We start from the raw sequence: 23,331 nt of genomic DNA, 5'->3' as shown, positions 1-23,331 counted from the left end.
AGATGTCATGCATAAGAGCCTGCTTGTGGCCGTGACGCTGCTGTTCGTAGTGGCGTTGATCGCCGTCCTGGTTCCGGAGCCTACTGCGCCACCTCGACAGGCGGCCGCGCCGGGCGGGACGAGCACTGATTCGAGTACCGAGCGCACTGACAAGAGTGTCGAGCGGGATATCGCCGATCGACGCGGGGCCTTGGTGGATCAGATCGTGTTCACCGAGGAGCCGGACTCCGGCCAGGTGGTGGGACTGATAGAGGCGGGCACTCACCATGCATTCGCTCAGGGGATCACCAATACCACGGTATACCAGCGGCTACGCGATTCTCCGCAAGCGGCGTACAACGTTTCCTATGGCGCCAATGCCGAGCTCACGCTGAATCCTGCGGGGCCGACCTTTTCCAACGGCGAGCTCAACCCCTTTCACGTTCCGGAAATCCGCGAGGCACTCAATCGCCTGATCGACCGTGATTACATCGCCGAGGAGATATACGGCGGTCTGGCCGTACCTCGCTTCCTGCCTTTGAGTACCGCGTTTCCGGACTATGCCCGTTTGGCTGGCGTGGCGCGGAAGCTAGAGCTGCGCTACACACATGATCCGGAGGCGGCACGAGAGGTGATCCACCGCGAGATGCAAGCGCTCGGTGCCCGGTTCGAGAATGGCCGTTGGCACTATGAGGGAAAGCCGGTGCGTGTCATCGTGTTGATCCGCACCGACGACGAGCGTCATCGTGTGGGCGATTACGTTGCCAATCTCATGGAAGAGGTCGGCTTTACCGTCGAGCGGCGTTATCGCACGGCGGATGAGGCTTCACGTATCTGGATCGGCGGCGACCCCAAGGCCGGGCGTTGGCATATCTACACCGGTGGCTGGATCATCGCCGTGATCCAGCGCGATGAGGCGGACAACTTCAGTTATTTCTACACACCGCGAGGTCGCGCCGAGCCGTTGTGGCAAGCTTACGATCCGGTTCCGGAATTCGACGAGCTAGCTGAACGTTTGCAACAGCGCGACTACCAGAGCTGGGAACAGCGTCAGTCCATGATGGCGCGAGCCCTGGAACTGGCGATGCAGAATTCGGTGCGCATCTGGCTGGTGGATCAGCTCAACGTCTCGGCGCGCTCGCGAAACGTCGAGGTTGCCACCGATCTGGCGGGGGGGCTGTCGGGATCGTTTCTGTGGCCTTACACCATTCGTTTCAAGGACCGTGTGGGCGGTGAGATCGTGTTTGGTTCGCCCGGTTTACTGACCGAGCCCTGGAATCCGGTGGCGGGCAGTAACTGGCTCTTCGATCAGATGATCGTCCGTTCGCTACAGGACATGGCGCTGATTCCAGACCCCTATACCGGCCTGTATCGTCCCCAGCGCGTCGAAGCGGCGGAAGTGACGGTTCAAGAGGATGTACCGGTCACCCGCACGCTGGACTGGCTTAGTGTGGAGACCGCTGCCGAGATCCAGGTACCCGAGGATGCCTGGATCGACTGGGATGCCCAGGCCGGACGTTTCGTGACGGTGGGCGAGAAGCACCCCGCTGGGATCACCTCACGCACCTGTGTGCGGATTCATTTCGAGCAAGGATACCTCGAGCGCCGCTGGCACGATGGATCGCAACTCTCGCTGGCCGATGTGGTACTGCCGTGGATTCTGACCTTCGCGCGCGCCGACGAAAACAGCCAACTGTACGACGTGGCTCATCTCCCTACCTTCGAAGCCTTCCAGCGGCATTTCCGGGGCTGGCAAATCGTTTCCACCGAGCCACTGGTAGTCGATATCTACACCAACCAGATCTATCCCGATGCAGAAACCATCGTGGCCTCCTGGGCGGTGGATCCCCTTCCTTGGCATGTGCTGGGCCTGGGGATCCTGGCCGAGCGCAGTGGCGAACTGGCGTTCTCCTCGAACAAGGCCGACCGTTTGCGTGCGGATTGGATGAGTCTTGTGGCGGGCCCCAGTATCCCGGTTCTGGAGCGGCATCTACGCCGTGCAAGCGAACGAGGCTTCGTACTTTTCCCGAAGGTCATGGAAAAGCTGATGCGCGAGGGAGAGGCCGCCGAGCGTTATCGTGCTTTGACCGACTGGCATCGGCAGCGGGGCCACTTCTGGGTCGGGGATGGTCCCTTCTATCTGCACTCGGTGCACCCGGTATCGGGTAGCGTGGTATTGCGCCGAAATGAGGATTTCCCCGACCCGGCCGACAAATGGCTGCGCTATACCCGGCCCGAGGTGCCGGAGTTGGATCTCGATGGCCCCATGGTCGTGGAAAAGGGAGAAGCCGCAGAATTCTCGTTGAATATCACCTTCGAAGGTGAGCCCTATGATCGAGAGGCCATCGAGAAAGTCCGCTTCCTGCTCTTCGACGGCAATGGTGAGCTGGCCAGACAGGGCAATGCCAAGGCTCTTGGCGAGGGCCAGTGGAAGATTTCACTGGCACCGCGGGCGATCGAGGCGCTAGGCGTGGGTGCCAACAGCCTCGAGCTGGCTGTTACCAGCCAGCGAGTGGCGCTGCCATCATTCGCTTCGCATGTCTTTGCCACGGTTCCGGAAAATGGTCGGAGGCCAGCACCATGAACCCGGAAAGCCCGGTGCAACCCCCAGCCAGGCATGGCCTCATGCGCGATTTGCGACGTTTGCTGGTCTATTCGGGCAAGCGTCTGCTGGCGTTGTTTCTTACCGTTCTGGTCGGGGTCTACCTGACCATCGTCGTCGCCAACATGGGCGGGGAAGTCGACGAGCTTCGCATGGTGCAGATTCGCAGCGAGGCGGCTGAGATGGTGCGCGCCAATCCCGACTTCCAGGACATGCCCAGTGAAGAACGCAACCGATTGATCCAGCGTCAGGTGGAACTGGAGGTGGAACGGCTGCGCCTGGACGAACCCTTCATGCTGCGCAGCATCGACTATCTCCGGCAAGCAATCAGCCTCGACCTGGGGCGTGCCGAGCAGATGCACAGTGACCGCGGCTCGCGCGAAGTCTACGACATCATCGTCGAGCGTTTGCCAGCGACATTGTTGCTGTTCGGCACTGCCAATCTGCTGGTGTTCTTCGTCTCGGTGTTCATGGCGCTTTCGCTATCGAGGCATTACGGCAGCTTGCTGGATCGCTGTGTGATCGCCTTGGCACCGAGTTCGGCAGCGCCAGGGTGGTTCTATGGCATTTTCCTGATCCTGCTATTCGCTTTCGTGTTTCCGTTACTACCCGCCAGCGGCATGGTGGCGGCACCTCCGCCTGAAGGCACCTGGGCCTATACGCTGAGCGTACTACGTCACATGCTGCTGCCGCTTGCTGCGATGTTCGTGTCGCAGTTGTTCGTTTCCATCTATTCGTGGCGTACCTTCTTCCTGATCCACTCCAGCGAGGATTACGTGGAGATGGCGCGAGCCAAAGGGCTTCCCGTTGGACTCATCGAGCGGCGTTACATCCTGCGCCCGACCCTGGCACCGATCATCACCAGTTTTCTGCTGATGTTGGTTGGGCTCTGGAGCGGCGCCATCATTCTCGAGCAGGTATTCAATTGGCCGGGGCTGGGGTCGTTGCTGTTCCAGGCCATTGGCCATCGGGATACGCCAGTGATCATCGGCTCGGTGGTGATCTTTGCCTACTTGCTAGCGCTGACGGTGTTCCTGCTGGATATCCTCTATGCGCTGTTGGACCCGCGTATCCGCATCGAGGGGGGCGAGCGATGAGAAGGTGGCTCGGCGGTATGCGGGAATTGCGCCGTTACCCCTCGGCGATCCTGGGCATGGTGGTCATTGCGTTGTTGGTGGGGTTGTCGCTTTATACCGTTATTTCCATTCCCTATCCCCAGGCACTGGAGCTGTGGCGCGGCGGCGACCAGTGGCGGATGACGCCGGCCAATGCCGAACCGGTTTGGCTCGACCGTCTGACCGGTGGCCGGGAGCCCACCACCATCACCGTGTCCAGTGACGATGCCGACATCGAAGAGCAGCCCTTCGAGGGTGGCCGTCGTTTGCGTATCCCGTTGACCTTCGAATACGACTACGAGGGCTTTCCCAGCGAGATCAATCTGTTCTTGCGTGCCGAGGGCCACGAGCAGAGACCTTTCGCGCGCTTGCTTTGGGAGACGCCCGACGGTCGTGAGATATCGCTGGGCGGCTATCGCATCGGTCGCGAGGATCGGGTTTCGATTTCCCAGGATCGCACCCTCGAGCGCCGGCTGGGGGGCATGGTGCCCCACGTGGGATTGCTGGCCGAGCCCGAGACACAGCAGGCTCCTCAGGTCCAACCGGGGCGCTACACGCTGATGCTGGATGCCGTGGTATTTGACGAGCAGGCGGATATCGAGGCCAACCTGGTGCTTTATGGCCGTGTGCATGGCATCGCCGGCACCGACCATCAACGCCGCGACCTGTCAGTCGCGCTGATGTGGGGTACCCCGGTGGCCTTGGCCTTCGGTTTGCTGGCGGCGGTTGGTACCACTGTCACCACACTGATCGTCGCCGCCGTGGGGGTGTGGTATCGAGGCTGGATCGACGCGGCCATCCAACGGCTCACCGAGGTCAACATGATCCTGCCGCTGCTGCCGGTGTTGGTCATGGTCGGTACGCTGTATTCCACTAGCATCTGGCTGATGCTGGGGGTGGTGGTTCTGCTCGGCATCTTTAGTGCCGGTATCAAGATGTACCGCGCGATGCTACTGCCGATCCGCGAAGCGCCATACATCGAGGCGGCTCAGGCGTATGGCGCTGGTAACCTGCGTATCGTGATGCGCTACCTGATTCCGCGCATCCTGCCGGTGCTGATTCCGACCTTCGTCACCTTGATTCCCACCTTCGTGTTTCTGGAGGCTTCACTGGCCTTGCTGGGCCTGGGCGATCCGGTGTTGCCCACTTGGGGCAAGGTGCTCAACGACGCCCAGGCCCAGAGCGCGCTCTACAACGGTTATTACTACTGGGTGCTGGAGCCGGCGGCGTTGCTGATGCTGACCGGGTTGGGCTTCGCCACGCTGGGATTCGCCCTGGATCGTGTGTTCAACCCGCGCCTGAGGAGCCTGTGATGAGCGAGCGGACATTGCTCGAGGTGGAAGATCTTCACCTGCATTACCAGACCCGACGTGGCGTGGTGCGTGCCGTGGATGGGGTAAGTTTCGATGTGCGGCATAACGAAGCGCTGGTGGTGCTCGGTGAGTCCGGTTGCGGCAAGAGCTCGCTGGCCAAGGCACTGATGCGAGTGCTGCCACGCAACGTCCACCAGGTGTCTGGCCGGGTCACCCTGGGTGGGACCGAACTGATGTCGATGAGCGACGAGCGTTTTCGGCGTGATGTGCAGTGGGTGCGTGTGTCGCTGGTGATGCAAGCGTCGATGAATGCTCTCAACCCGGTGGTTCGGGTCGGTGAGCAGGTCGTCGAGCCGCTGCGTGTGTTGCTGGGCTGGCCGCGGGCCCGGGCCATGGCGCGAGCAGCGGAGGTCTTCGAACGGGTGGGGGTGTCGACCGATTTCCTGCAGCGCTATCCCCTCGAGCTTTCCGGTGGCATGCGACAGCGCGTGGTGCTGGCCATGGCGTTGGTCACCGAGCCGGAACTGGTGATTCTCGACGAGCCCACCTCGGCGCTGGATGTGCTGACCCAGGCGAGCATCATGAACTTGCTCAAGCGCCTCAAGCGGGAATTGGGTACCAGTTTCATCCTGATCACCCATGATGTGGCGACCTCCAGCGAACTTGCCGATCGCGTGGCGCTGATGTACGCCGGGCAGATTGTCGAGGTCGCCAATGCCGCGCAGTTTTTCGACGCGCCGGCGCACCCTTATTCGCAACTGCTGATGGCCAGTGTGCCGCGCCTGCATCAGCAGCAACGGCCTGAAGCGATCCCCGGCCAGCCCCCCAGCCTGCTCGAGCCACCGCCTGGCTGCCGCTTCGCTGAACGCTGCCCGTCGCACTTCGAGCGCTGTGCTAAAGATCCTGAATTCTTCCGTCTCGATGATCGCCGACGAGTCCGTTGTTGGTTGTATGAGGGGAGGGGCGAGCCATGAACGAACGGCCAGTGGGCACGAGTGTCGAGGGTGAGGGAGCGTTGCTGTCGGTCAAGGATCTGCACACTTGGTTCGAATTGCGCCAGTGGGGCTTTCTGCGTGTAGGCGCGGTGCGTGCGGTCGACGGAGTGAACTTCGAGCTCGAGCGCGGTGAATCGGTGGCGTTTGTGGGAGAGAGCGGCTGTGGCAAAAGCTCCCTGGCGCGTACCTTGCTCGGGTTGCATCGTCCCACACGCGGTGAGGTGCGCTTCGCGGGGCATTCGTTGGGTGAGTTGAATGCACGCGACCTCAAGGCCTATCGAGCCAAGGTGGGCTACGTCCAGCAGGACCCCTTCGGTGCGCTGCCGCCATTCCTGGACGTACGGCGGATTCTCGCCGAACCGCTGATCGTGCATGGCGTGAAGGGGCGTTCCGAGCGTGAGCGACGCATTCGGAAAGTCCTGGACGAGGTACGGCTGTCGCCGGCTGAGGAGTACTTGGGCAAGTTTCCTCACATGCTCAGCGGTGGTCAGCAGCAACGAGTGGTGATCGCACGCGCGTTGATCCTGGAACCAGCGATGATCGTCGCCGACGAGCCGGTCTCGATGCTCGATGCCTCGGTCCGTGTGGAAATCCTCAACCTGTTACGCCACATTCAGACGCAGCGTGAGCTGACGCTGGCGTTCATCACTCACGACCTGTCCTCCGTCCGCCATTACGCCGAGCGGATTTTCGTGATGTACGCGGGGCGGGTAGTGGAAACTGCCGGGGTAGAGGAGTTGCTGGATCACCCCCAGCATCCCTACACCCAAGCTCTGCTCGCGGCAATCGCCGATCCGGACGCGGCCAATGCCACCAAACAGCGCGAGATACCCGGCGGCGAGCCGCCCAGCTTGTTGCATCCGCCCACGGGCTGCCGTTTCCACCCGCGTTGCCCGCATGCCATGGCTGGCCTGTGCGATGTGGATGAACCGCCCGACTTCGAGCCACGGAGGAATCATTATTCGGCTTGTTGGCTGCATCGCTGAGAGGGCGCTTACAAACTACTGCGCTTGGCCATGCTGTGTTGAAATCAATCTCAAAAATGCTCATTTACAAGCTCGTAAACTCCGCTTTTTCGACTGATTTCGCCTTGCCTGGCCATCGCTCGTCACGTTTGTAAACACCCTCTAAAGAGGCCGTAATGGGGAGGTGTCATGAAACTCATGCTTTGCGGAGCCGTCATTTCACTTTTGGCCTTGCTGTTGTTGCTGGCCATGGTGATTCGCTTGATCGAGCCGAGCATGGCGCTGGCCATGCTCGGCTATGCGGGTTTGCTCTCCGGGATGTTGGTGGCCGTGCTCGGTGCCACTAGCAAGGCGCGACAACGGCGATAAGTGGGGCTTACGGCCAGCGTGGCTCCAGAGGCGTTGTATCGAGAAGCTGCCCCGGCGCCGGACTGGATACGTGTTGAACACTGCCCTGCCTTTCGTTGCCTGATGCATTGAAGGCAACCTATCTTGCGAAGTGTTGGACCCACGATCCGCACGGGAGGGCAGAGGATGACATCGCCACACTCGGTCGAGGCCGCCCCTGCGGTCTTCCTGCTGGATGATGACAGCGAATTCTTCGAGGCGTTGATCCAGCACTTGGGCACCGATCTGGCGCCATTCGAATTGCGTGATTTCGAAGATGGCGAACACAAGTTGCGACCGAAGATCAGCGTACGTGGTCGCGATGTGTATATCGTGTATCGCCTGGTGGGTGGCCAAGAACTGAGCGCTAATGACCGCTTGGTGCGACTGCTGTTCTTCGTTGCCACCCTGCGTGATCTTGGCGCTGCCTGTGTCACGGCGGTCGTGCCCTATCTGCCCTACGCCAGGAAGGACCGGCGCACCAAGTTTCGGGATCCGCTGAACCAGCGTTACCTGGCCCAGTTGTTCGAGGCCGTGGGAGTGGACCGACTGGTGACGATGGACGTCCACAACCAAGCAGCCCTGGAAAATGCCTTTCGCTGCGAGGTCATCCACCTGGAAGGGCGTCGGCTGATGGCGGAAGCGGTGATGGAAGAGCGAGACGGCCTGCCGCTGGCGGTCATGTCGCCCGATACGGGTGGGGTGAAACGTGCCGAGCGCTTTCGCGAGATGTTGCAGCAAATGAGTGATGACGACGTGAACATGGCGTTTCTGGAGAAACGTCGTAGCGAGGGCGTAGTGAGCGGCGATGCGGTGATAGGGGAACTGGAAGATAGGCTGGTGGTGATCATGGATGACTTGATTGCTGGCGGTACCACCATGCTGCGCGCCGTGGAGGCGTGCCGTCATGCTGGCGCGAAGCGAGTGATCGCGTGTGCCACGCATGGCCTGTTTGCTTCGGGCGCCGAGGTGTTGTTCGAACGCTCCGGCCCGGATCGTCTGTTATACACCAATAGCGTTCCCCGACCTCTGCCGGAGAAAGCCAACGAGCGTGCTCGCTTGCTGCGAATCGAGCCACAACTCGCGCGAACCATTTTGGCTCTCAATGGGCAACGGGTGGAGGAGCCGGATCCGCCGTTAGGGCTTGTCTGAAAAGTCGACGAGCGATGGCCAGACAAGGCAAAAATCAGCGAAAAAGCGGAGTTTACGTGGTTGTAAATGAGCATTTTGAGCTGATTTTTAACGCCGTATGGGCGGGCGCAGGCAGTTTTCAGACAGACCTTAAACCATTGAGCGCAGACTGATCTTGCCCATGTCCAGATACAGTCGGGTGCGTTCCAGCCAGCGGGCCCGGCTTTCCGGATTGGTTACCAGGTGATTGGCACTGAGTAGTGCCCAGATCAATGCTCGGCTGGCCTGATAGAAAGGCACCAACCCAGGCGGTGAGATATCGTCACAGAGTAACTCGTAGCGTTCGAGGAAGTGCTCGCCAACCCAGCGCTGCCCCAGCCGGTCACACTCCAGGGTCAGAAAGGCCAGTTCTTCCAGCGGGTCGAGCCGCCGCAGTTGGGCATCGAACTCGAGGCGATCGATGATCAGTGGTTGGTCTCCGAGGTAGATGTGCTGAGGCCGCAAGTCTCCATGAGCATTCACCAGCATGCGCTGCTCGAGTAGTCGGGTATTGGTGTCCATCCAACGAATCAAGCGGTCGCGCAATTCGTATATCCGGCGGTCGTCCACCAGTTCCAACAACTCCTCGGCGGTGTGCGTGCACTGACGGCGACGAGCTTCCACGTCGGTCGTCCCCTTGCTCTCGGTGTGCTGGTAGAACTCCGCCATCCAGTCGGCGGCAGCGGTAACGTCCGTCGGTTGCAGCCCGCCATGGTACATCCGATATTCCAGATTTCGCTCATCGGCCAAGCGCACCATGTGTACCAGGTAGTCGATGATAGTGCCGCTTCGGCGCAGGCTGAGTACTCCCTTGGCGGTGCGGTACAGCGGCACGATTCCCAGATAGACACCGGGGGCAAGTACCCGATTCAGACGATCTTCTTCCTGGCAGTTCGCGAGTCGCGCCTCCAGCGTCGATAGGTCCAGGTAGGGATAGCGCTCGTTCTTCTTGAGCTTGTAGACCTGGGTATCCGTGAGGAAGACGTAGGAGAAATGGGTTTCCACCAGTTGCACCTTGGCTGGCCGATCCGGGTAGGCTTCGGGCTGGCTCAGGAAGCGGACCTTTTCCGAAAGGTCGTCGACCGACGTTGCCTTGCTAGCTGCCATTCGTCATTGTCCCTGTCTGATGGAGTCCAATCATTGCTTCTGTGTCGCAATCGCCCTGATACGGCAGTGAATGCGTCAGCCATGGAGCACGAACGTCCGCCGCTCCACAGGAAGGCATTCCGCCTCTGTACATGGCTGTAGCCAGAGTTCCACCACCGGGGCTCGAGAAGGGGGCGAACTGGCATTTGCCATCAGCGTAGCGGTTACCCTGCCCGAGTGAATAGTTGGTGCGTCATTATTCCCCTCGGACTCGGATGAGCCTCGTTCAGAGATTGGGTAATCGATCTGTTCTTCCTGCCAGTCGTCCGTATTGCGAATGGTGAGCCGTGTCGCCTCGGGGGTGTCGCTGTCGTGGCCTTGAATGTGCCAGCCTGGGGCGATGTCGATGATAAAGGTTGCTTTCAGGCGCGTGTCATCGAGTCGCTCGGAATGACAGCGGACATGGATGGCACCATCGGCGAGGTATTGGAACGGGGCCGGGGTGGGGGACTCCCACTGGCGTATTCCTTGCAGGAAGACGGGCCCGGCCAATGGCGTCTGCGCGATTCGCCCGGAAAAGGCCGTGATTTGGCGTTCGATCAGCGGGCGTAGCCCGGTATCGCCTGTACGCCGGTGGAGGGCGATCAATACCGGTAGTATCAGCGAGTTTCCGCTGATGGTGGCGCTGTCCATCAGGCTCTTGCTGCGCAGCAATTGCGGTCCTTCACTATTGACTGACGCGACGAAGAAGCCGCCGTCGTCCTCGTCCCAGTGGCGCGACACCAGTTCATCGAGCAGCAAACGGGCGCGCTCGAGCCAGCGTCGTTCGCCGGTGGTATCGTACAGGGCCACCAGTGCGTTGAGGTAATGGGCGTAATCTTCCAGTTGTGCGGGAGTCGACGCCACACCGTCGAGGCTTGTTCGCCATAGCTGGCCTTGTATGTTGTCGTGATGGTGCTGCCATAGGAACTCAGCGGCGGCAATGGCGGCATCCCGATAGCCGTCCCGCTTCAATACATCCGCCGCTTGGGCCAGCGCGGCGATGATCATGCCATTCCACTCGGTGATCTGCTTGTTGTCGCGCAGGGGAGCGGGGCGTTTCGAGCGTACGGTGTAGAGCTGACGCTTGAGGTCGGACAGAGCCGTGTCGAGCGATGGACGTGGCAACGCCAAGGCTTCGGCGGCAGTATCCAGCGGTTGGGGCAAGTAGAGCACATTGGCCCCTTCGAAGTTGCCTTTGTGAGTCACCCCGTAGACTTGCTCGCACAGCACCATGGCGTCGCGCTCCAGAAGGGCGCCGAGTTCATCGTGCTTCCACACGAAGAATTTGCCTTCCTCGCCTTCGCTATCGGCGTCGGTGGCCGAATAAAAGCCGCCACTGGGTGCGCGCATCTCGCGCAATACGTAATCCAGGGTCTCCTCGACGATGCGGCGGTACTCATCGTGTCCGGAGAGCTGCCATGCCCACAGGTAGACCATGGTCAACTGGCCCTGGTTGTAAAGCATCTTCTCGAAGTGGGGGACTTGCCATTTCCGATCGGTGGCGTAGCGGTGGAAGCCGCCGCCCACCTGATCGTAGATCCCACCTTGCAGCATGGCGTCGAGTGCTTGGCGCAGCGCCATCCAGGCCGGTTGCCGTGGAAGCAGTTGGGAGTCGCGCTGGATTTGCTCCAGCAGCAGAAGCAGATTGGGTTCCTGGGGAAACTTGGGGGCGTCGCCGAAGCCGCCATGGGTCGTATCGGCATGTTGCACCAAGGCCTCCACCACCTTATCGATCAGTTCGCTGGGCAACTGCGCCGAGGCAGAGGGGGCGAGTTGCTGACGAATTGCCTCATTGAGATCCGCCGCGTCTTCGACCAGATCCGAACGATTCTCGTGCCAAGTCCGTTGAACCTTATCCAGCAACTCCAGGAAATGTTCCTTGGGAAAGTAGGTGGCGCCGAAGAACGGCTTGCCCTGCGGAGTGAGAAAGCTCGACATCGGCCAGCCGCCACGACCAGAGACCAGTTGCACGCCTGTCATGTAGATTTCGTCCAGATCGGGGCGCTGCTCTCGGTCCACCTTGATCGAGACGAAGTGGCGGTTGAGAACGTTGGCCACTTCCTCGTCGTCGAAGCTTTCCTCTTCCATCACATGGCACCAGTGGCAGGTGCTATAGCCGATCGACAGGAACACCGGCTTGTCCTCCCGGGTAGCCTTGTCGAAGGCTTCATCGCCCCAGGGATACCAGTCGACGGGATTGTGAGCGTGCTGGAGCAGGTAAGGCGAATCTTCCAGAATCAGATGATTGGTGTAGGTCGGCTCGCCTCGCTCGTCCTTGAAGCGAGTTCGGACCTCGTAGAGCGAACGTTTACGTTCGCGTGCCTGTTGGAGTGCTTGCGGGGTGGCCATGGGCTATCTCCGCGGTTTTTCGTGGCCTATCAGTCTATACGCATACCGACAAGGGTAGCGGTATCCTCGTTCATCGGACCCTTCCCCAAAGCCTGCCGGCAATGGCAATGACAACCGCCAATAGCGGTATCCAGGCGCCTGGTGCCTGCATGGTGTCGAGCGTGAGCCAGCTCACCAGACACCACAACGCTGGAATTACCAGCAGCGGCCACGCCCAGTGTCTCGGGATGGTTGCCGTCAGCATGCCGAGCGTGGCGATGGCGAGTGGATCGGGAAACATGCCGAACACTTCCGCAGTGTGCAGTGAACGACCTACAACGATGGGCAGCAATGGGTGCAGCAGCAGCGCATAAAGAAATAGCGCGATTCCCAGGAGTCGCGGAACGCTCCAGCGCATCGTCATGATGACCTCGCCTTTGAGGGTGCCGAATCCGATCAGCAACAGAGCCTGCAACACGAATAGCGGTACCACATAGGTCACCGCCCAGTTGATAGTGGCATAGCGCTGCCACAGGAATGTCCAAGCCACGAACACCCAGGCCACCGCCAGTAGCGCAGCGATCAGCCGGTTGGACCAGGGGCGCGGCCGCAGCATGCCCGCCAGGACCAGGCCGCCCAGCAACAGGGCGAGAAGTTGCCACGGCCATAGCGCCTGGTTGTGCAGCTCGATCAGCCGCCAATAGACACGCGGTGAGAACAGCAGGAAGTCTTCGGGCCGGTAAGTCCACCAGTCTGACATCACACCGAACATCACAACTCCCTGACGTAGGCGGCCATGCGCTGGCGCATGGCATCATCGGGTAGCGGCTCCCCGGCTGCGGCCATGTTCTCGCGCACATGATCGACACGGGTCGTGGCGGGAATCGCACAGGTCACTGCTGGATGAGAAATGATGAACTTGAGGATGAATTGCGCCCAGCTATCGGCGCCGACTTCCGTTGCCCATGCCGGCAACGGTTCGCTGGCGAGCCGCTCGGTCAGGCGGCCCTGTTGGAAGGGGCGGTTGACGATCACCCCGATGCCCCGTTCCCTGGCCAGCGGTAGTAGTCGTTCTTCGGCCTCGCGGTCGACGACGTTGTAAGTGAGTTGCACGAAGTCCAGCGGCTCGTTGCGCATGATGCGCTCGAAGCTGTCGTGACGACGGCCGTGCGAGGTGGTGATGCCCACGTAGCGCACCTCGCCGGCTTCCTTCATCTCGAACAACGTCTTCAGGTGCGCTTCCCAGGCGACCAGGTTATGGACCTGTAGCAGGTCGAAGCGCGGCACGCCCCACTCGGCGCGGGATTCCTCGCTCTGTGCTTGCCCATCGTCGGCATCCGATGTCCATATCTTGTCGGTCGAGAACACCTGGTCAATCGCCCCGAGCTGGCTCAGTCCGTGGCCTATCGTTGCCTGGGACGAGCCATACATCGGCGAGGAGTCGATCATGCGACCGCCTTCCTGGAAGAAGTGCTCCATGACTGCCGTGCACTCCTTCAACAGCACTGGATCATTGCCGACGTTGAAGGTGATCCAGCTTCCCAAGCCAACCGCGGGCAAGCGTTCCCCCGTGGACGGGATCGGCCTCGTGCCCGGCTTCTGTTCCTGAGCCAACGCATCCAGGGAAGGCAGCGCCGTCGCGGCTGCGGTCAACAACATGCCTTGCAGTACCGTGCGGCGTGATAGCTTGCGATGACCATCGTGCATCATTCACTCCCGGCATTGCTACGGGTAGTGTAGATTCTTGCCTCAATGCCAACACGGCCAGATCGGACACCCAAGAGCCAAAAAGGCCCCGCGTGGCGGGGCTCTGTAGAGGCATGTATCTAACTTTCCTGAGAAGAGGCCAACAACAAATCTCTCTGTAATTGGGAGAGAAGTTGGTCGGTGTTTGAATGAATTGATGGTTGTAGGTTGATTGAGTTGGTGTCTCTTCCCGCTGATGCAGACGAGTCTGAGGCTTGGGGAGAAGACTCGATGCCGGGAGAAGTTGACTGACTGCCATTGACGGCAGGCTGTGTGGATGGGCGATAACCTACGTAGTAGCCAGCTTCTTTTATTTCGGCCTCAGTGAGTTTTCTTGCAGGCAACTCAGACAAAGCCCTACTATAGCCTGAAGGTTTTCTGTCGCTCTCATGTTGACAATGACAGATACAAGTCTGAGATGCCATGGTATTGGAAATCATGGGTTTATCCTTGCCGGTTAAGCAATGGTTGCTGCAGAGGCTTGTGAGGCTTCATAGGCAGCGTTTATGGCATCAAGGTCAATGTCCGTGAGATCTACTGTGTAGTTGTCTGCCGTGGCAACATTTTCAATGACGTTGTCATTATTAAAAGCGTAACTTCCATCTTTAATTACAAAGAAGTCCTCAATTATGACGCCTGAATCATTTTGACCATCTTCGAGGTCTTCAGAAGAGGACAGCCATAAATCGGTATCGCTATTGTCAATATCAACGTTGAGGCTTATTTCGGATCTATCCAGATCGGTAAACTTTATGGTGTCATTTCCACCCCCAAGTTGCTCATCGATATGATCTGGTCCAGCATCACTGTAACGAGCATTATCGGAAGTGGTTACGGTATACAAATCATCACCCTCGCCACCACTTAGGAAGTCACCACCTTCGTATCCAAACAACTTATCGTTGCCTGTGCCACCATATAGGCTATCACTGCTTTCATTTCCAATTAGTGTATCGTTACCAGATTCACCATAAAGCGTGTCGCCACGAGGTTGGTCGGGCCAACCCCAAGGCTTAGGATATAACGTTAAAGATGAATACCCATTCAGGTAATCATCTCCTGAGCCACCATAAATAGTGTTCGACAGTACTGTGCCACGAACTGTATCGTTTCCTCCTAATGCGTATATGGTATAAGGCTGATATTTTGTAAAAAGGTGATGCTCCCCCAAAAAAATGGACACGCTCTATTCTCACATGACGGCCTCAAACTCTCGCGGAGTCTGATAACCAAGGCCACTGTGTAGCCTCTGGGTGTTGTAGAATCTATCGATGTAATTCCTTATATGTTTTCGCAATTGGCGGATGGTCACAAAGCTGGTGGCGTGTAACAGTTCGCCCTTCAATGTCTTGAAGAAGGACTCAACCTCGGCATTGTCGGTACATTGGCCTGGGCGGTTCATGCTGTGGCGTACTTGGTGGCGTTGTAGCAACGCTTGGGTTTTTCGTGCGCGATATTCAACACCTCGATCCGTGTGAAGCAGTAGTCCTGGTGCCGGTTGCCGCGAAGTGAATGCCTGTCTCAGCGCTCCCCGGGATAAATCACCATCCAAGCGTTCCGCCAGTTGCCAGCCAATCACCCGGCGCGAGTACAGATCCAACACTACCGCTAGATACACCCAGCGTCGCCCCAGCCTGATATAGGTGACATCACTGCTCCACTGCTGATCGATGCCGACCGGCTTCGCTTCCACCAAGCGGTGATTGGGGAGAGCCTTCAACTCCTCCCGGCGTTTGAGCAAACGGCGATACACGCGACTCACACGAGCTTTCATGCCCCATTCCCGCATCAGCCTCGCGATCCGATTTTCGCTGGCCACTATCCCTTCGCGACGGAGTGCCTGGTAAACCTTGGGGCTACCGTAGCGATGATGGCTAGCGGTGTAGATTCGGTGAATGTGGCCCAACAGCTCTGCATTTTGCACTGCTCGCTGACTAGGCTTGCGATGCAACCACGCATAGTAGCCTGACCGAGAGACCTTCAAATGACGGCACAGCGCCTTTACGGAGTATCGTTCCCGGTGTTTCCAGACGAACCGGAAGGCTTCCTGCGTGCTTCCGCCTGGAAACGTTGCCACTTTTTTAAGATGTCATTCTCCTCTTCCAGCTCAGCGACTCGGCGCTTGAGACGGTTGATCTCATCCTGTTCTTTCAGTTGCTTCTTGGCGTCTGGCGGCGCCTTCGGCTTGCTCATGGCAAATTTCCCTTCCCGGTATTCCTTGCGCCAGCGTGACAGCATGAAGGGGTGAATATCCAGCGCTTCGGCTACGCCTTTGACACTTCGGTGGGACTGATGGCTCCACTGGACAGCTTTGACCTTGAATTCAACCGAATACTTTTGAGTCTTCTTCCCCGTATTCATTGCCGGCATCGTTCACCTCCATAGCGGTTAGCGATGCGTGTCCACTGAAGTGGGGGAAGTCCAAACGGAAAGGCTGTAATAAAAAGGTCTTCGAGTATGGCTGGGTTTCCTCCTAAGGGCTCGGGTATTTGTTCAGTGCGCTTGAGAGATGAATTCTCTCCTTCTCCAGGCCTTCTTGATTTTCCCAGGTAAGAGTTTGGCACTTTAGCAATTCCAGAACTCCATGCCTTGGCGACCACTTCTTCACCCACAGCTATTTCTACATATGGATTTATCGGTGAGTTGACGGCGGTCTTGAAATCTGGATCTGTGTTGACGCGGCTGCGAGGCGCCTCGGGCGCTTCGGCTTCAAAGGTAGGCAACTTTCCTGCTGAAAGCTTGCCTTTGACTGCTGGTATCTCGTTGAGTACGATTCGTGTGGCGTGGCTACCGGTCCTTGGTATACCCATCTTACTTCCCTTTAAGAGAGCTTCCTTGTATCAGAATACCTTGATGTACCGGGTCGGGCGATACGTCAAAAGAATGAAAAGAGCCAAAAAGTAGGCTGTGTTCAATGCATTAATATGGCTCGTTTTATGCTTGTGCGTGTTTTTCCGCAAAACCAGGGTTCGTACAGGTCTATTGCGTACTCGGCCAAAGCGTGTACCTTGTGTGGGCTGCCAATCCTTTAGCCTCTCATGCGTGTAATGCTATTTAGCTACACCATAGCGTCTTGCAAGTTGCTTGCCTCGAGTTACTGTCTTGCAAGGTGGTTTATACTAAGTGGATAGAAGTCTTTCGAGCGACTCAGAGAAACTGTAAGAGGAAGCGTTCTGAGTATAGTTGATCCTTCCTCCCAATGTCTCGGCTATCTGCTCGGCACGCTTGCGAGCCAAGCTTTCCCCTCCTCCGGACATACTTAGTTCACCCGAATAAGAGTTTGGTACTTGAGCGATTCCCGTGCTCCATACCTTGGCGACTACTTTTCCACCCACGGTTATTTCCGCATATAGATTTTCTGGAGAGTTGTCTGCGGGCTTGACCTCAGGGTTGGGGTTGATACGCGCATCAAGCGCTGCGATTTCAGAGGGAGATAGTTTTCTTGCTGCAGATGGAGATATTTCTGTTAATAAACGTACATCACCGGTTACAATGTATGCATTGTGGTTGCTGATCCCTGATACACTCATTCTGATTTCCTTTCAGTTTCAAGGGTATGCTTGATTAGCATACATTGATGAGTCAAGTTGGGCGACCTGTCTAAGAAAAAAAAAGAGCCAAAAGTCGGGCTTTGTTCGATGAATTGATATGGATAATTTTGTGCATGTGGAGTATTTCTGCCAAGTTCGGATTCGCGCAGGTCTTTTGAATCCTCGCGTATCTGGGCTGCCAAACACTAGCCTTTCATCCCTGTAATGCTGTTCAGCAACTCCATGGCGTCTTGCAAGTCGCTTGTCTCGAGTTCGCCAACTGCGGCTTCAAGGCTCAATCTTGCGAAAAGATACTGACCGATGGTTTCGACGAATTGGATGCGCAGGTCATACAAATCGGCGCGAGCATCGAGCACGTCGACGAGATCGCGCAGGCCGAGTCGTTCGCCTTTTTCGGCTGCCTCGAGAAACAGCTCACTTGATTCGATGGAGTGCTTGAGGGCTTCGAGCTGACGTACCTCGCCGTTGAGGCCGCGCAGGTACTGACGAACTTCTTGCTGGGCGAGCCTGCGCTCGTTGGAAATAGCGGCTCGCCCGGCGCTGACGGTGAGTTCGCCCTGCCGGACATTGGCTGACGTGTAACCACCACGATAAATGGGTACCTGAACCTCGATACTGGTCCGAGTGTCTTCACTGGCGCGCAGTTGATCGGAACTATCGCGATCGCCGTAACTCAGGTTGAGATTGACCTCGGGGTAGTAGCCAGCGCGACGCACGCTGGTGTCAGCCTCGGCGATCCGCAGTTCCTGTTCGGCCAACAGCACCTGCAAATTGCCTGCCGTGCGCCCCAGCCAGACGTCGGGCTCTCCCCAGTCGGCCTCGATGGCAACGCGCTGTAAATCATGCAGCGAATAGCCGTGTAAATCGGGTAGTACCCCCGTTAGGCGTTCGAGCACGCTCAGGGCATTGTCCAGATCGTTTTCGGCTTGCACCTGGTCGGACATGGCCTGATCGAGGCGTGACTGGGCTTCGAGAAGGTTGATGCGATCTCCGACGCCAAGCTCGAAGGCGCGTTGGGCTTGGCGGCTTTTCAGTACCAGGGCCTCGCGCTTGGATTCGAGCAGGCCCAGCTTGTGTGAAGCAAGGTAGGCGTTCAAATAGGCTTCGATGACTTGCAGGGCGAGATCCTGCTCGGCAGCCGCTAGACGTAACCTTGCCGCGGTCACCTGTACCTCGGCCTGGTCTATTCGGCGCCAGCGTTCCAGGCTGAACAACGGCTGGGTCAGTTGTACCTGCCAGTAGTTTTCCGTGAGCTCGCCGGAGACTCGCTCGTCATAAAGGTCGTTCTGGGCGTAGTTCTCCGGGTTTTCGGTGTAGATATTGCTCGAGTTCTGATAAAGGTAGGAATAGGAGGCGCTCAATTGAGGCTTGAGACCCGCCTGGGCCTTGGGAATTTCCTGGCGGGTAGCCTGCATTTCGAAGCGCTGCCGCCTCAGCCCCGCATCGTTTTCCAGTGCCAACGCCAACAGGCCCGGCAATGACGGGAGCATGCGCCGGGAATCCTCCTGTTGCGGCAGGCTGGCTTCTCCTGTTGCCGATATGGCAATCGACGCATTCTCTTCGCCAATTTCAGGTGGGGCTTGATACTGAGCATGGGCGATCCCCGCACCCGCCATCAATACTGCCGTGCCAAGCCAGTGATGGAACCGTTTCCGTGCATGCCTGGCCTGCATCATCCCTCCCGCATCGCACGTGCCAGCATGTCGGTGATCGGCTTGATGATATAGCTGGCGAAAGTGCGTTCACCCGTACGAATCATCACTTCCGCCGGCATGCCGGCGAGCAACTGCATATTGGCGGTCATTTGCCGCTTGCCTTCCTCGGTAACCTTGATTCGAGCCTTGTAGAAGCGAGCGCCGGTGGCCTCGTCCTGGAAGCTGTCGGCGGAGACATGGATGACTTCGCCCTCGATGACGTTGCTCAGGCGCTGATTGAAGGCGCTGAAGCGGATTTCGGCGAATTGGCCGGAATGGATGCTGTCGATGTCGTGATCCGGGATGCGTGCTTCGACGACAAAGCCATCACCCGAGGGCACGATGTCCATGATGGGATCGCCTGGGTGAATCACGGCGCCTATGGTATGTACCTGCAGCCCCACGACAGTGCCGGAGACTGGCGCGGTTAGTGTGGTGCGTCGAAGTTGATCGCTCAGAGCGGTGATCCGTTCCTCGGCCTCGGCGATTCGGGTTTGAACCTGGCTCAATTGCTCACCGATTTCCTTCTGGAACTCTTGCAGCCTGACTTGCTTCTGTACCTCGTTCTCGCTGATTTGAGACTGCAAACGGGCGATCTCGGATTCGTACTGGGCGATTTCTCTTTCGTATTGAAGTATTCGGCGATCCAACTCTCGTAGATGCTGGTTATCACTTAGGCCTTCCGCGAACAGTGAACGGAAGTCATTCGACTCCGCACTTAGTGACGCCACCAGCTTTTGGTTTACACCGATTTGGGTCCGCAGTCCGTTGATCTGCTCGTTCATTTGAACGATCTGCTGGTCGAGCGCCTCCAAGGCACCCTGCAATGCTTGGCGCCTGGAGAGAAACAGACTCTGCTGTATGGCCAGAACTTCATTGACGCGGGTCGAGTCGCTGTCGAGGAGTTCAGAGGGGAAGGTCAGGGTCTCGGCATTGCTCTGCTCGGCCATCAAGCGTACTTCGTTGGCCCGATTGATAGCGTACTGTGACCTGGCAATTTCCAGTTGTGATAACACCTGGGTAATATCGAGCACGATGAGTGGTGCGCCTGCTTCGACATGATCGCCGTCACTGACCAGAATATCGCTGACAATGCCGCCCTCGAAGTGCTGGATGGTTTTCTTGAACGATTCCACCGAAACGGCACCGGGGGCCACCACGACCACGGCAAGATTGGCCAACAGTGCCCATCCACCAAACCCGCCGAAGGCGATTAGCAGGATGATCAAGCCCAGGCGCTGGTAGCCCCTGTCGCTGACCGGCACCTTGGCGTCTTGAACAACGTCTTTCTCGTCGCTGGATTTACGGGATGGCTGTGCGCTGGCCAGCCGGGAAGAATGATGATTGTCAGCCATCGACTTTGCTCTCGTTACCGGATAGCCGTTGCGGATCGCTTGCATTAGCCGTCCGAGGCTTCAAGCCGGGCTTCTGGTCGGCTTGGGATGTGGCGAGTTTTGCCGCGACTTGATCACGTGGCCCAAACATGCTGATCTGACCGTCTTTGAGTACCAGAAGCTTATCGACGGTTCTGAGTGCGCTGGTGCGGTGACTGATGACGAATACTGTCGTGCCTTCCTTCTTGAGCTGCAGCAATGCTTGGGATAATGCACGATCGCCGCTGTCGTCGAGATTCGCGTTGGGTTCATCCAATACCACCAGTACCGGATCGCCATAAAGAGCGCGGGCCAGTCCCACACGCTGACGTTGCCCACCGGATAGTGCACCGCTGGAGGCTGTGATGTAGGTGTCATAGCCATTCGGAAGACGCAGGATCATATCGTGCACGCCGGCTTTCTTGGCGGCCATGACGACCTTCTGGCTATCGACTTCAGCGAAGCGAGCGATGTTCTCGCTGATGGTGCCATCGAAAAGTTCGATGTCTTGAGGTAGGTAGCCGATATGGGGACCCAGTTCATCGCGGTTCCATTGGGCAATATCGGCGCCATCGAGACGTACTTTCCCCACTTGGGAAGGCCATATCCCCAATAGCACACGGACCAAGGTGGACTTTCCAGCGGCACTGGGTCCGATGATGCCAATGTGTTCGCCTTGGCTGACCGTCATATTGATATTGCGAATGACGGCGAGCTTGGCGCCCGGCGGGGCTGCTGTCACTCCCTCGATAACGATATTGCCGTGAGGGGCGGGTAGCGACATCCGGCTTGATTCGGCAGGAAACTGGCCAAGTAACTCGTTCAGCCGTTGATAGGCATTGCGTGAACTGACGAGCCCTTTCCAACTGCTTATCATCTGGTCGATAGGTGCAAGAGCCCGACCCATGATAATGGAACCGGCAATCATCATGCCCGGTGTCATATCGCCTTGTAGTACGAGAAATGCACCTAAACCCAGTATCAATGACTGGAACAACAGACGCAGCACTTTGGAAGTGTTGGTCATCATTCCAGCACGGTCACTGGCCTGGGATTGCAGCGCCAGGAAGAGGTGATACCTTGTGGACCAACGTGCCATGATGGCGGGAAGCATACCCATGGCGTGCAAGACTTCGGCATTGCGCAGATTGCTGTTGGCATGATCGCGAGCCTTGATGTGCTCGGCATTGGCCTCGGTCAGTAATTTCTTGGTGGATAGTTCGTTGAAGATTGCCAATGCAATCAGCGTGGTGCCTGCGAAAATGGAAAAAACGCCGAACCAGAAATTGAATAAAAACAACACGCCGATATAGATTGGCGCCCAAGGGGCGTCAAAGAAAGCGAATAGGCCATTGCTTGAAAGAAACTGGCGAAGGTTGGTCAAATCGCTCAAGGGTTGAGAGGTCTGGTGAGCCGGTGTGGCCACACTTCCATGGAACATGGTGCTATAGATACGCTCTCTGATTAGCGTATCCAGGCGGTTGCCGACCCTGACCAGAATCCGGGAGCGAACTATTTCCAGGCTGCCCATGACGGCAAACAGAAAAATGACCACCACGGTCAACATCAGCAGTGTGTCCTCACTTCGTGAGGAGATCGCCCGGTCGTAGACCTGTAGCATATAGAGGGCGGGGACCAGCATCAGCAGGTTGATGAACATGCTGAAAAAAGCCGTCATCAAAAATGAGCTTCTGCACTTTCGTAATGCAAGCTGAAGGTCAGTGGCATCCTTGCGCGGGGGCATTCATTTCTCACTATTGAATTGGCGAAATGAAAATAATCATCGTGTCCAGGATGATTCGTAATTCTAGTTTCTGTTTTATAATCGGCTGGTTTGCTATCTTAGCTTGATGTATATAAATATAAATTAATATATAAGATTATCTGGATTTTGTTGAGTTCTATAGGCTGATTAGCAGTCGCTTAAGGTGTTATTTCAATCAATTGACCCTCTGAGAATGAGGTAACTGTCCCGCGTGGCAGCTTGCTGTGGCTGTGACTTTCATGGATTCGGACAAGCAGACGCCTCGGATGGTGCCGAGTGCCCCAGCGATGTCCATCGAAGACCGAGGATCCCGCTCAAGATGAGTGGGATCCTCGGTCATTGGGTGGCAGGGAGTGATTACGTTCGAGTGATGGAGACGCCACCATCGACCAGTAGGGCTGTCCCGGTGATGAAGCTGGAGGCCTCGGACGCGAGATGTAGCGCCGCCCTGGCGATTTCCTCAGGGGCTGCCATACGCTTCAAGGCGTGCAGGTTCTCGACGAATGCTCGCACCTCTGGACCGGCATCGGGAGCGTTGGCGATGTTGGAAGGAGTATCGGTACCGCCGGGCAGCAGGGCATTGGCGCGAATGCCGTTGGCGCCGAATTCCGCTACGAGAGATTGCACGAGACCGACGATACCCGCCTTACTCGCGGCATAGGCCGCCTTGCCTGGAATGCCGACCGAATGGCCGACGAAGCTCGAGGTGAAGATCAGGCTTCCTTGGCCTCGCTCCAGCATAGCGGGTACCTGGTATTTGGCTCCCAGGAAAGCGCTGGTCAGATTGGTATCGAGCGTCTCTCGCCAATCGCGTAGAGTCATATCGGATACCGGTGCCATCGCGCCCATTGCTCCGGCGTTATTGAAGGCAATATCCAGTCCACCGAAACGCTCGAGTGCCGTGTCGACCAGTGCCTTGGCCAGGTCTTCATCGCGAATGTCACCTACCACGATCGCGGCGTCACCGCCTGATTGCTCGATATCGGCGACGAGTGCCTCGAGTGCTGATTGACGACGCCCGCAGACGACGACCTTGGCGCCTTCCTCGGCGAATAGCTTGGCGCTGGCATAGCCGATTCCTGAACTGGCGCCCGTGACGATGGCCACCTTTCCGACAAGTGTTTTCATCTTGAATGTCCTCCGATGGTTTGCATTCAGGGCCAAGATCATGACCCTGACATCCACCATGCGGGACTGGCCTGTCACGCTCACTCCGCTTC

19 protein-coding genes are annotated in these 23,331 nt (G+C 57.8%); 7 read left to right on the top strand and 12 right to left on the bottom strand.

Annotation, left to right across the window (positions count from 1 at the left end):
• Positions 1-7: 7 nt before the first annotated feature.
• The 7 genes from L861_RS11010 to L861_RS10980 all read left to right on the top strand — a co-directional run bounded on the left by L861_RS11010 (position 8) and on the right by L861_RS10980 (position 8,508).
• Complete coding sequence (locus tag L861_RS11010) at positions 8-2,563, top strand: ABC transporter substrate-binding protein (protein WP_016416036.1); 2,556 nt, start codon at positions 8-10, stop codon at positions 2,561-2,563.
• Entirely contained in the window at positions 2,560-3,678 is a 1,119-nt protein-coding gene (locus L861_RS11005; RefSeq protein ID WP_016416035.1) for an ABC transporter permease, read from the top strand. The genes L861_RS11010 and L861_RS11005 overlap by 4 nt, the downstream gene beginning before the upstream one ends.
• Positions 3,675-5,009: an ABC transporter permease gene (locus tag L861_RS11000; RefSeq protein ID WP_027947838.1), complete on the top strand. Its 1,335-nt coding sequence runs from the start codon at positions 3,675-3,677 to the stop codon at positions 5,007-5,009. The genes L861_RS11005 and L861_RS11000 overlap by 4 nt, the downstream gene beginning before the upstream one ends.
• Complete coding sequence (locus tag L861_RS10995; RefSeq protein WP_016416033.1) at positions 5,009-5,983, top strand: ABC transporter ATP-binding protein; 975 nt, start codon at positions 5,009-5,011, stop codon at positions 5,981-5,983. Before L861_RS11000 ends, L861_RS10995 begins: the two co-directional genes overlap by 1 nt.
• Positions 5,980-6,990, top strand: coding sequence for an ABC transporter ATP-binding protein (locus L861_RS10990; RefSeq protein ID WP_016416032.1), 1,011 nt, complete (start codon positions 5,980-5,982; stop codon positions 6,988-6,990). Before L861_RS10995 ends, L861_RS10990 begins: the two co-directional genes overlap by 4 nt.
• A 168-nt stretch (positions 6,991-7,158) precedes the next feature.
• The gene (locus tag L861_RS10985) at positions 7,159-7,338 is read left to right on the top strand and encodes a hypothetical protein (protein WP_016416031.1); all 180 of its coding nucleotides are present in this window, start codon (positions 7,159-7,161) and stop codon (positions 7,336-7,338) included.
• Between the two features lie 165 nt (positions 7,339-7,503).
• Entirely contained in the window at positions 7,504-8,508 is a 1,005-nt protein-coding gene (locus L861_RS10980) for a ribose-phosphate diphosphokinase (RefSeq protein ID WP_016416030.1), read from the top strand.
• 129 nt (positions 8,509-8,637) lie between these two features.
• Here the strand turns inward: L861_RS10980 and L861_RS10975 are convergent, their stop codons facing one another.
• The 12 genes from L861_RS10975 to L861_RS10925 form a co-directional block, all read right to left on the bottom strand.
• Positions 8,638-9,633 carry a phosphotransferase family protein gene (locus tag L861_RS10975; protein ID WP_016416029.1) on the bottom strand — a complete coding sequence of 332 codons (996 nt, stop codon included), beginning with the start codon at positions 9,631-9,633 and terminating at the stop codon, positions 8,638-8,640.
• Positions 9,634-9,708: 75 nt separating this feature from the next.
• A complete protein-coding gene (locus L861_RS10970; RefSeq protein ID WP_016416028.1) occupies positions 9,709-12,003 on the bottom strand; it encodes a thioredoxin domain-containing protein in 2,295 nt (764 codons plus the stop codon).
• 70 nt (positions 12,004-12,073) lie between these two features.
• A complete protein-coding gene (locus tag L861_RS10965; protein ID WP_016416027.1) occupies positions 12,074-12,754 on the bottom strand; it encodes a DUF6064 family protein in 681 nt (226 codons plus the stop codon).
• Positions 12,754-13,692, bottom strand: coding sequence for an aldo/keto reductase (locus tag L861_RS10960; protein WP_236617144.1), 939 nt, complete (start codon positions 13,690-13,692; stop codon positions 12,754-12,756). Before L861_RS10960 ends, L861_RS10965 begins: the two co-directional genes overlap by 1 nt.
• Before the next feature lie 493 nt (positions 13,693-14,185).
• Positions 14,186-14,911 (bottom strand): calcium-binding protein, encoded by a 726-nt coding sequence (locus tag L861_RS24510; protein ID WP_021029171.1) that lies wholly within the window; start codon positions 14,909-14,911, stop codon positions 14,186-14,188.
• A gap of 9 nt (positions 14,912-14,920) precedes the next feature.
• Positions 14,921-16,098, bottom strand: a protein-coding gene (locus tag L861_RS24145) for an IS3 family transposase (protein WP_144062932.1) whose coding sequence is annotated in 2 segments (ribosomal slippage) — positions 14,921-15,802 and positions 15,805-16,098 — 1,176 coding nt in all. Because the reading frame shifts where the segments join, the coding sequence is not laid out codon by codon here.
• A complete protein-coding gene (locus L861_RS24505; RefSeq protein WP_144063008.1) occupies positions 16,086-16,538 on the bottom strand; it encodes a hypothetical protein in 453 nt (150 codons plus the stop codon). The genes L861_RS24145 and L861_RS24505 overlap by 13 nt, the downstream gene beginning before the upstream one ends.
• A gap of 309 nt (positions 16,539-16,847) precedes the next feature.
• Positions 16,848-17,258, bottom strand: a complete 411-nt coding sequence (locus L861_RS24500; RefSeq protein WP_144063007.1) for a hypothetical protein — start codon at positions 17,256-17,258, stop codon at positions 16,848-16,850.
• A gap of 206 nt (positions 17,259-17,464) precedes the next feature.
• Complete coding sequence (locus L861_RS10940; RefSeq protein WP_016416024.1) at positions 17,465-18,952, bottom strand: TolC family outer membrane protein; 1,488 nt, start codon at positions 18,950-18,952, stop codon at positions 17,465-17,467.
• Entirely contained in the window at positions 18,952-20,328 is a 1,377-nt protein-coding gene (locus L861_RS10935; protein WP_016416023.1) for an HlyD family type I secretion periplasmic adaptor subunit, read from the bottom strand. The genes L861_RS10940 and L861_RS10935 overlap by 1 nt, the downstream gene beginning before the upstream one ends.
• Positions 20,321-22,024: a type I secretion system permease/ATPase gene (locus tag L861_RS10930; RefSeq protein ID WP_371827893.1), complete on the bottom strand. Its 1,704-nt coding sequence runs from the start codon at positions 22,022-22,024 to the stop codon at positions 20,321-20,323. The genes L861_RS10935 and L861_RS10930 overlap by 8 nt, the downstream gene beginning before the upstream one ends.
• A gap of 444 nt (positions 22,025-22,468) precedes the next feature.
• A complete protein-coding gene (locus L861_RS10925; protein WP_027948164.1) occupies positions 22,469-23,239 on the bottom strand; it encodes an SDR family oxidoreductase in 771 nt (256 codons plus the stop codon).
• Positions 23,240-23,331: the final 92 nt, after the last annotated feature.

The sequence above is a fragment of the Litchfieldella anticariensis FP35 = DSM 16096 genome (genome assembly GCF_000409775.1).
Classification (GTDB): Bacteria; Pseudomonadota; Gammaproteobacteria; order Pseudomonadales; family Halomonadaceae; genus Litchfieldella; species Litchfieldella anticariensis.
The sequence above is the reverse complement of the archived record's forward strand: the minus strand, read 5'-3'. Positions and strand labels throughout refer to the sequence as shown.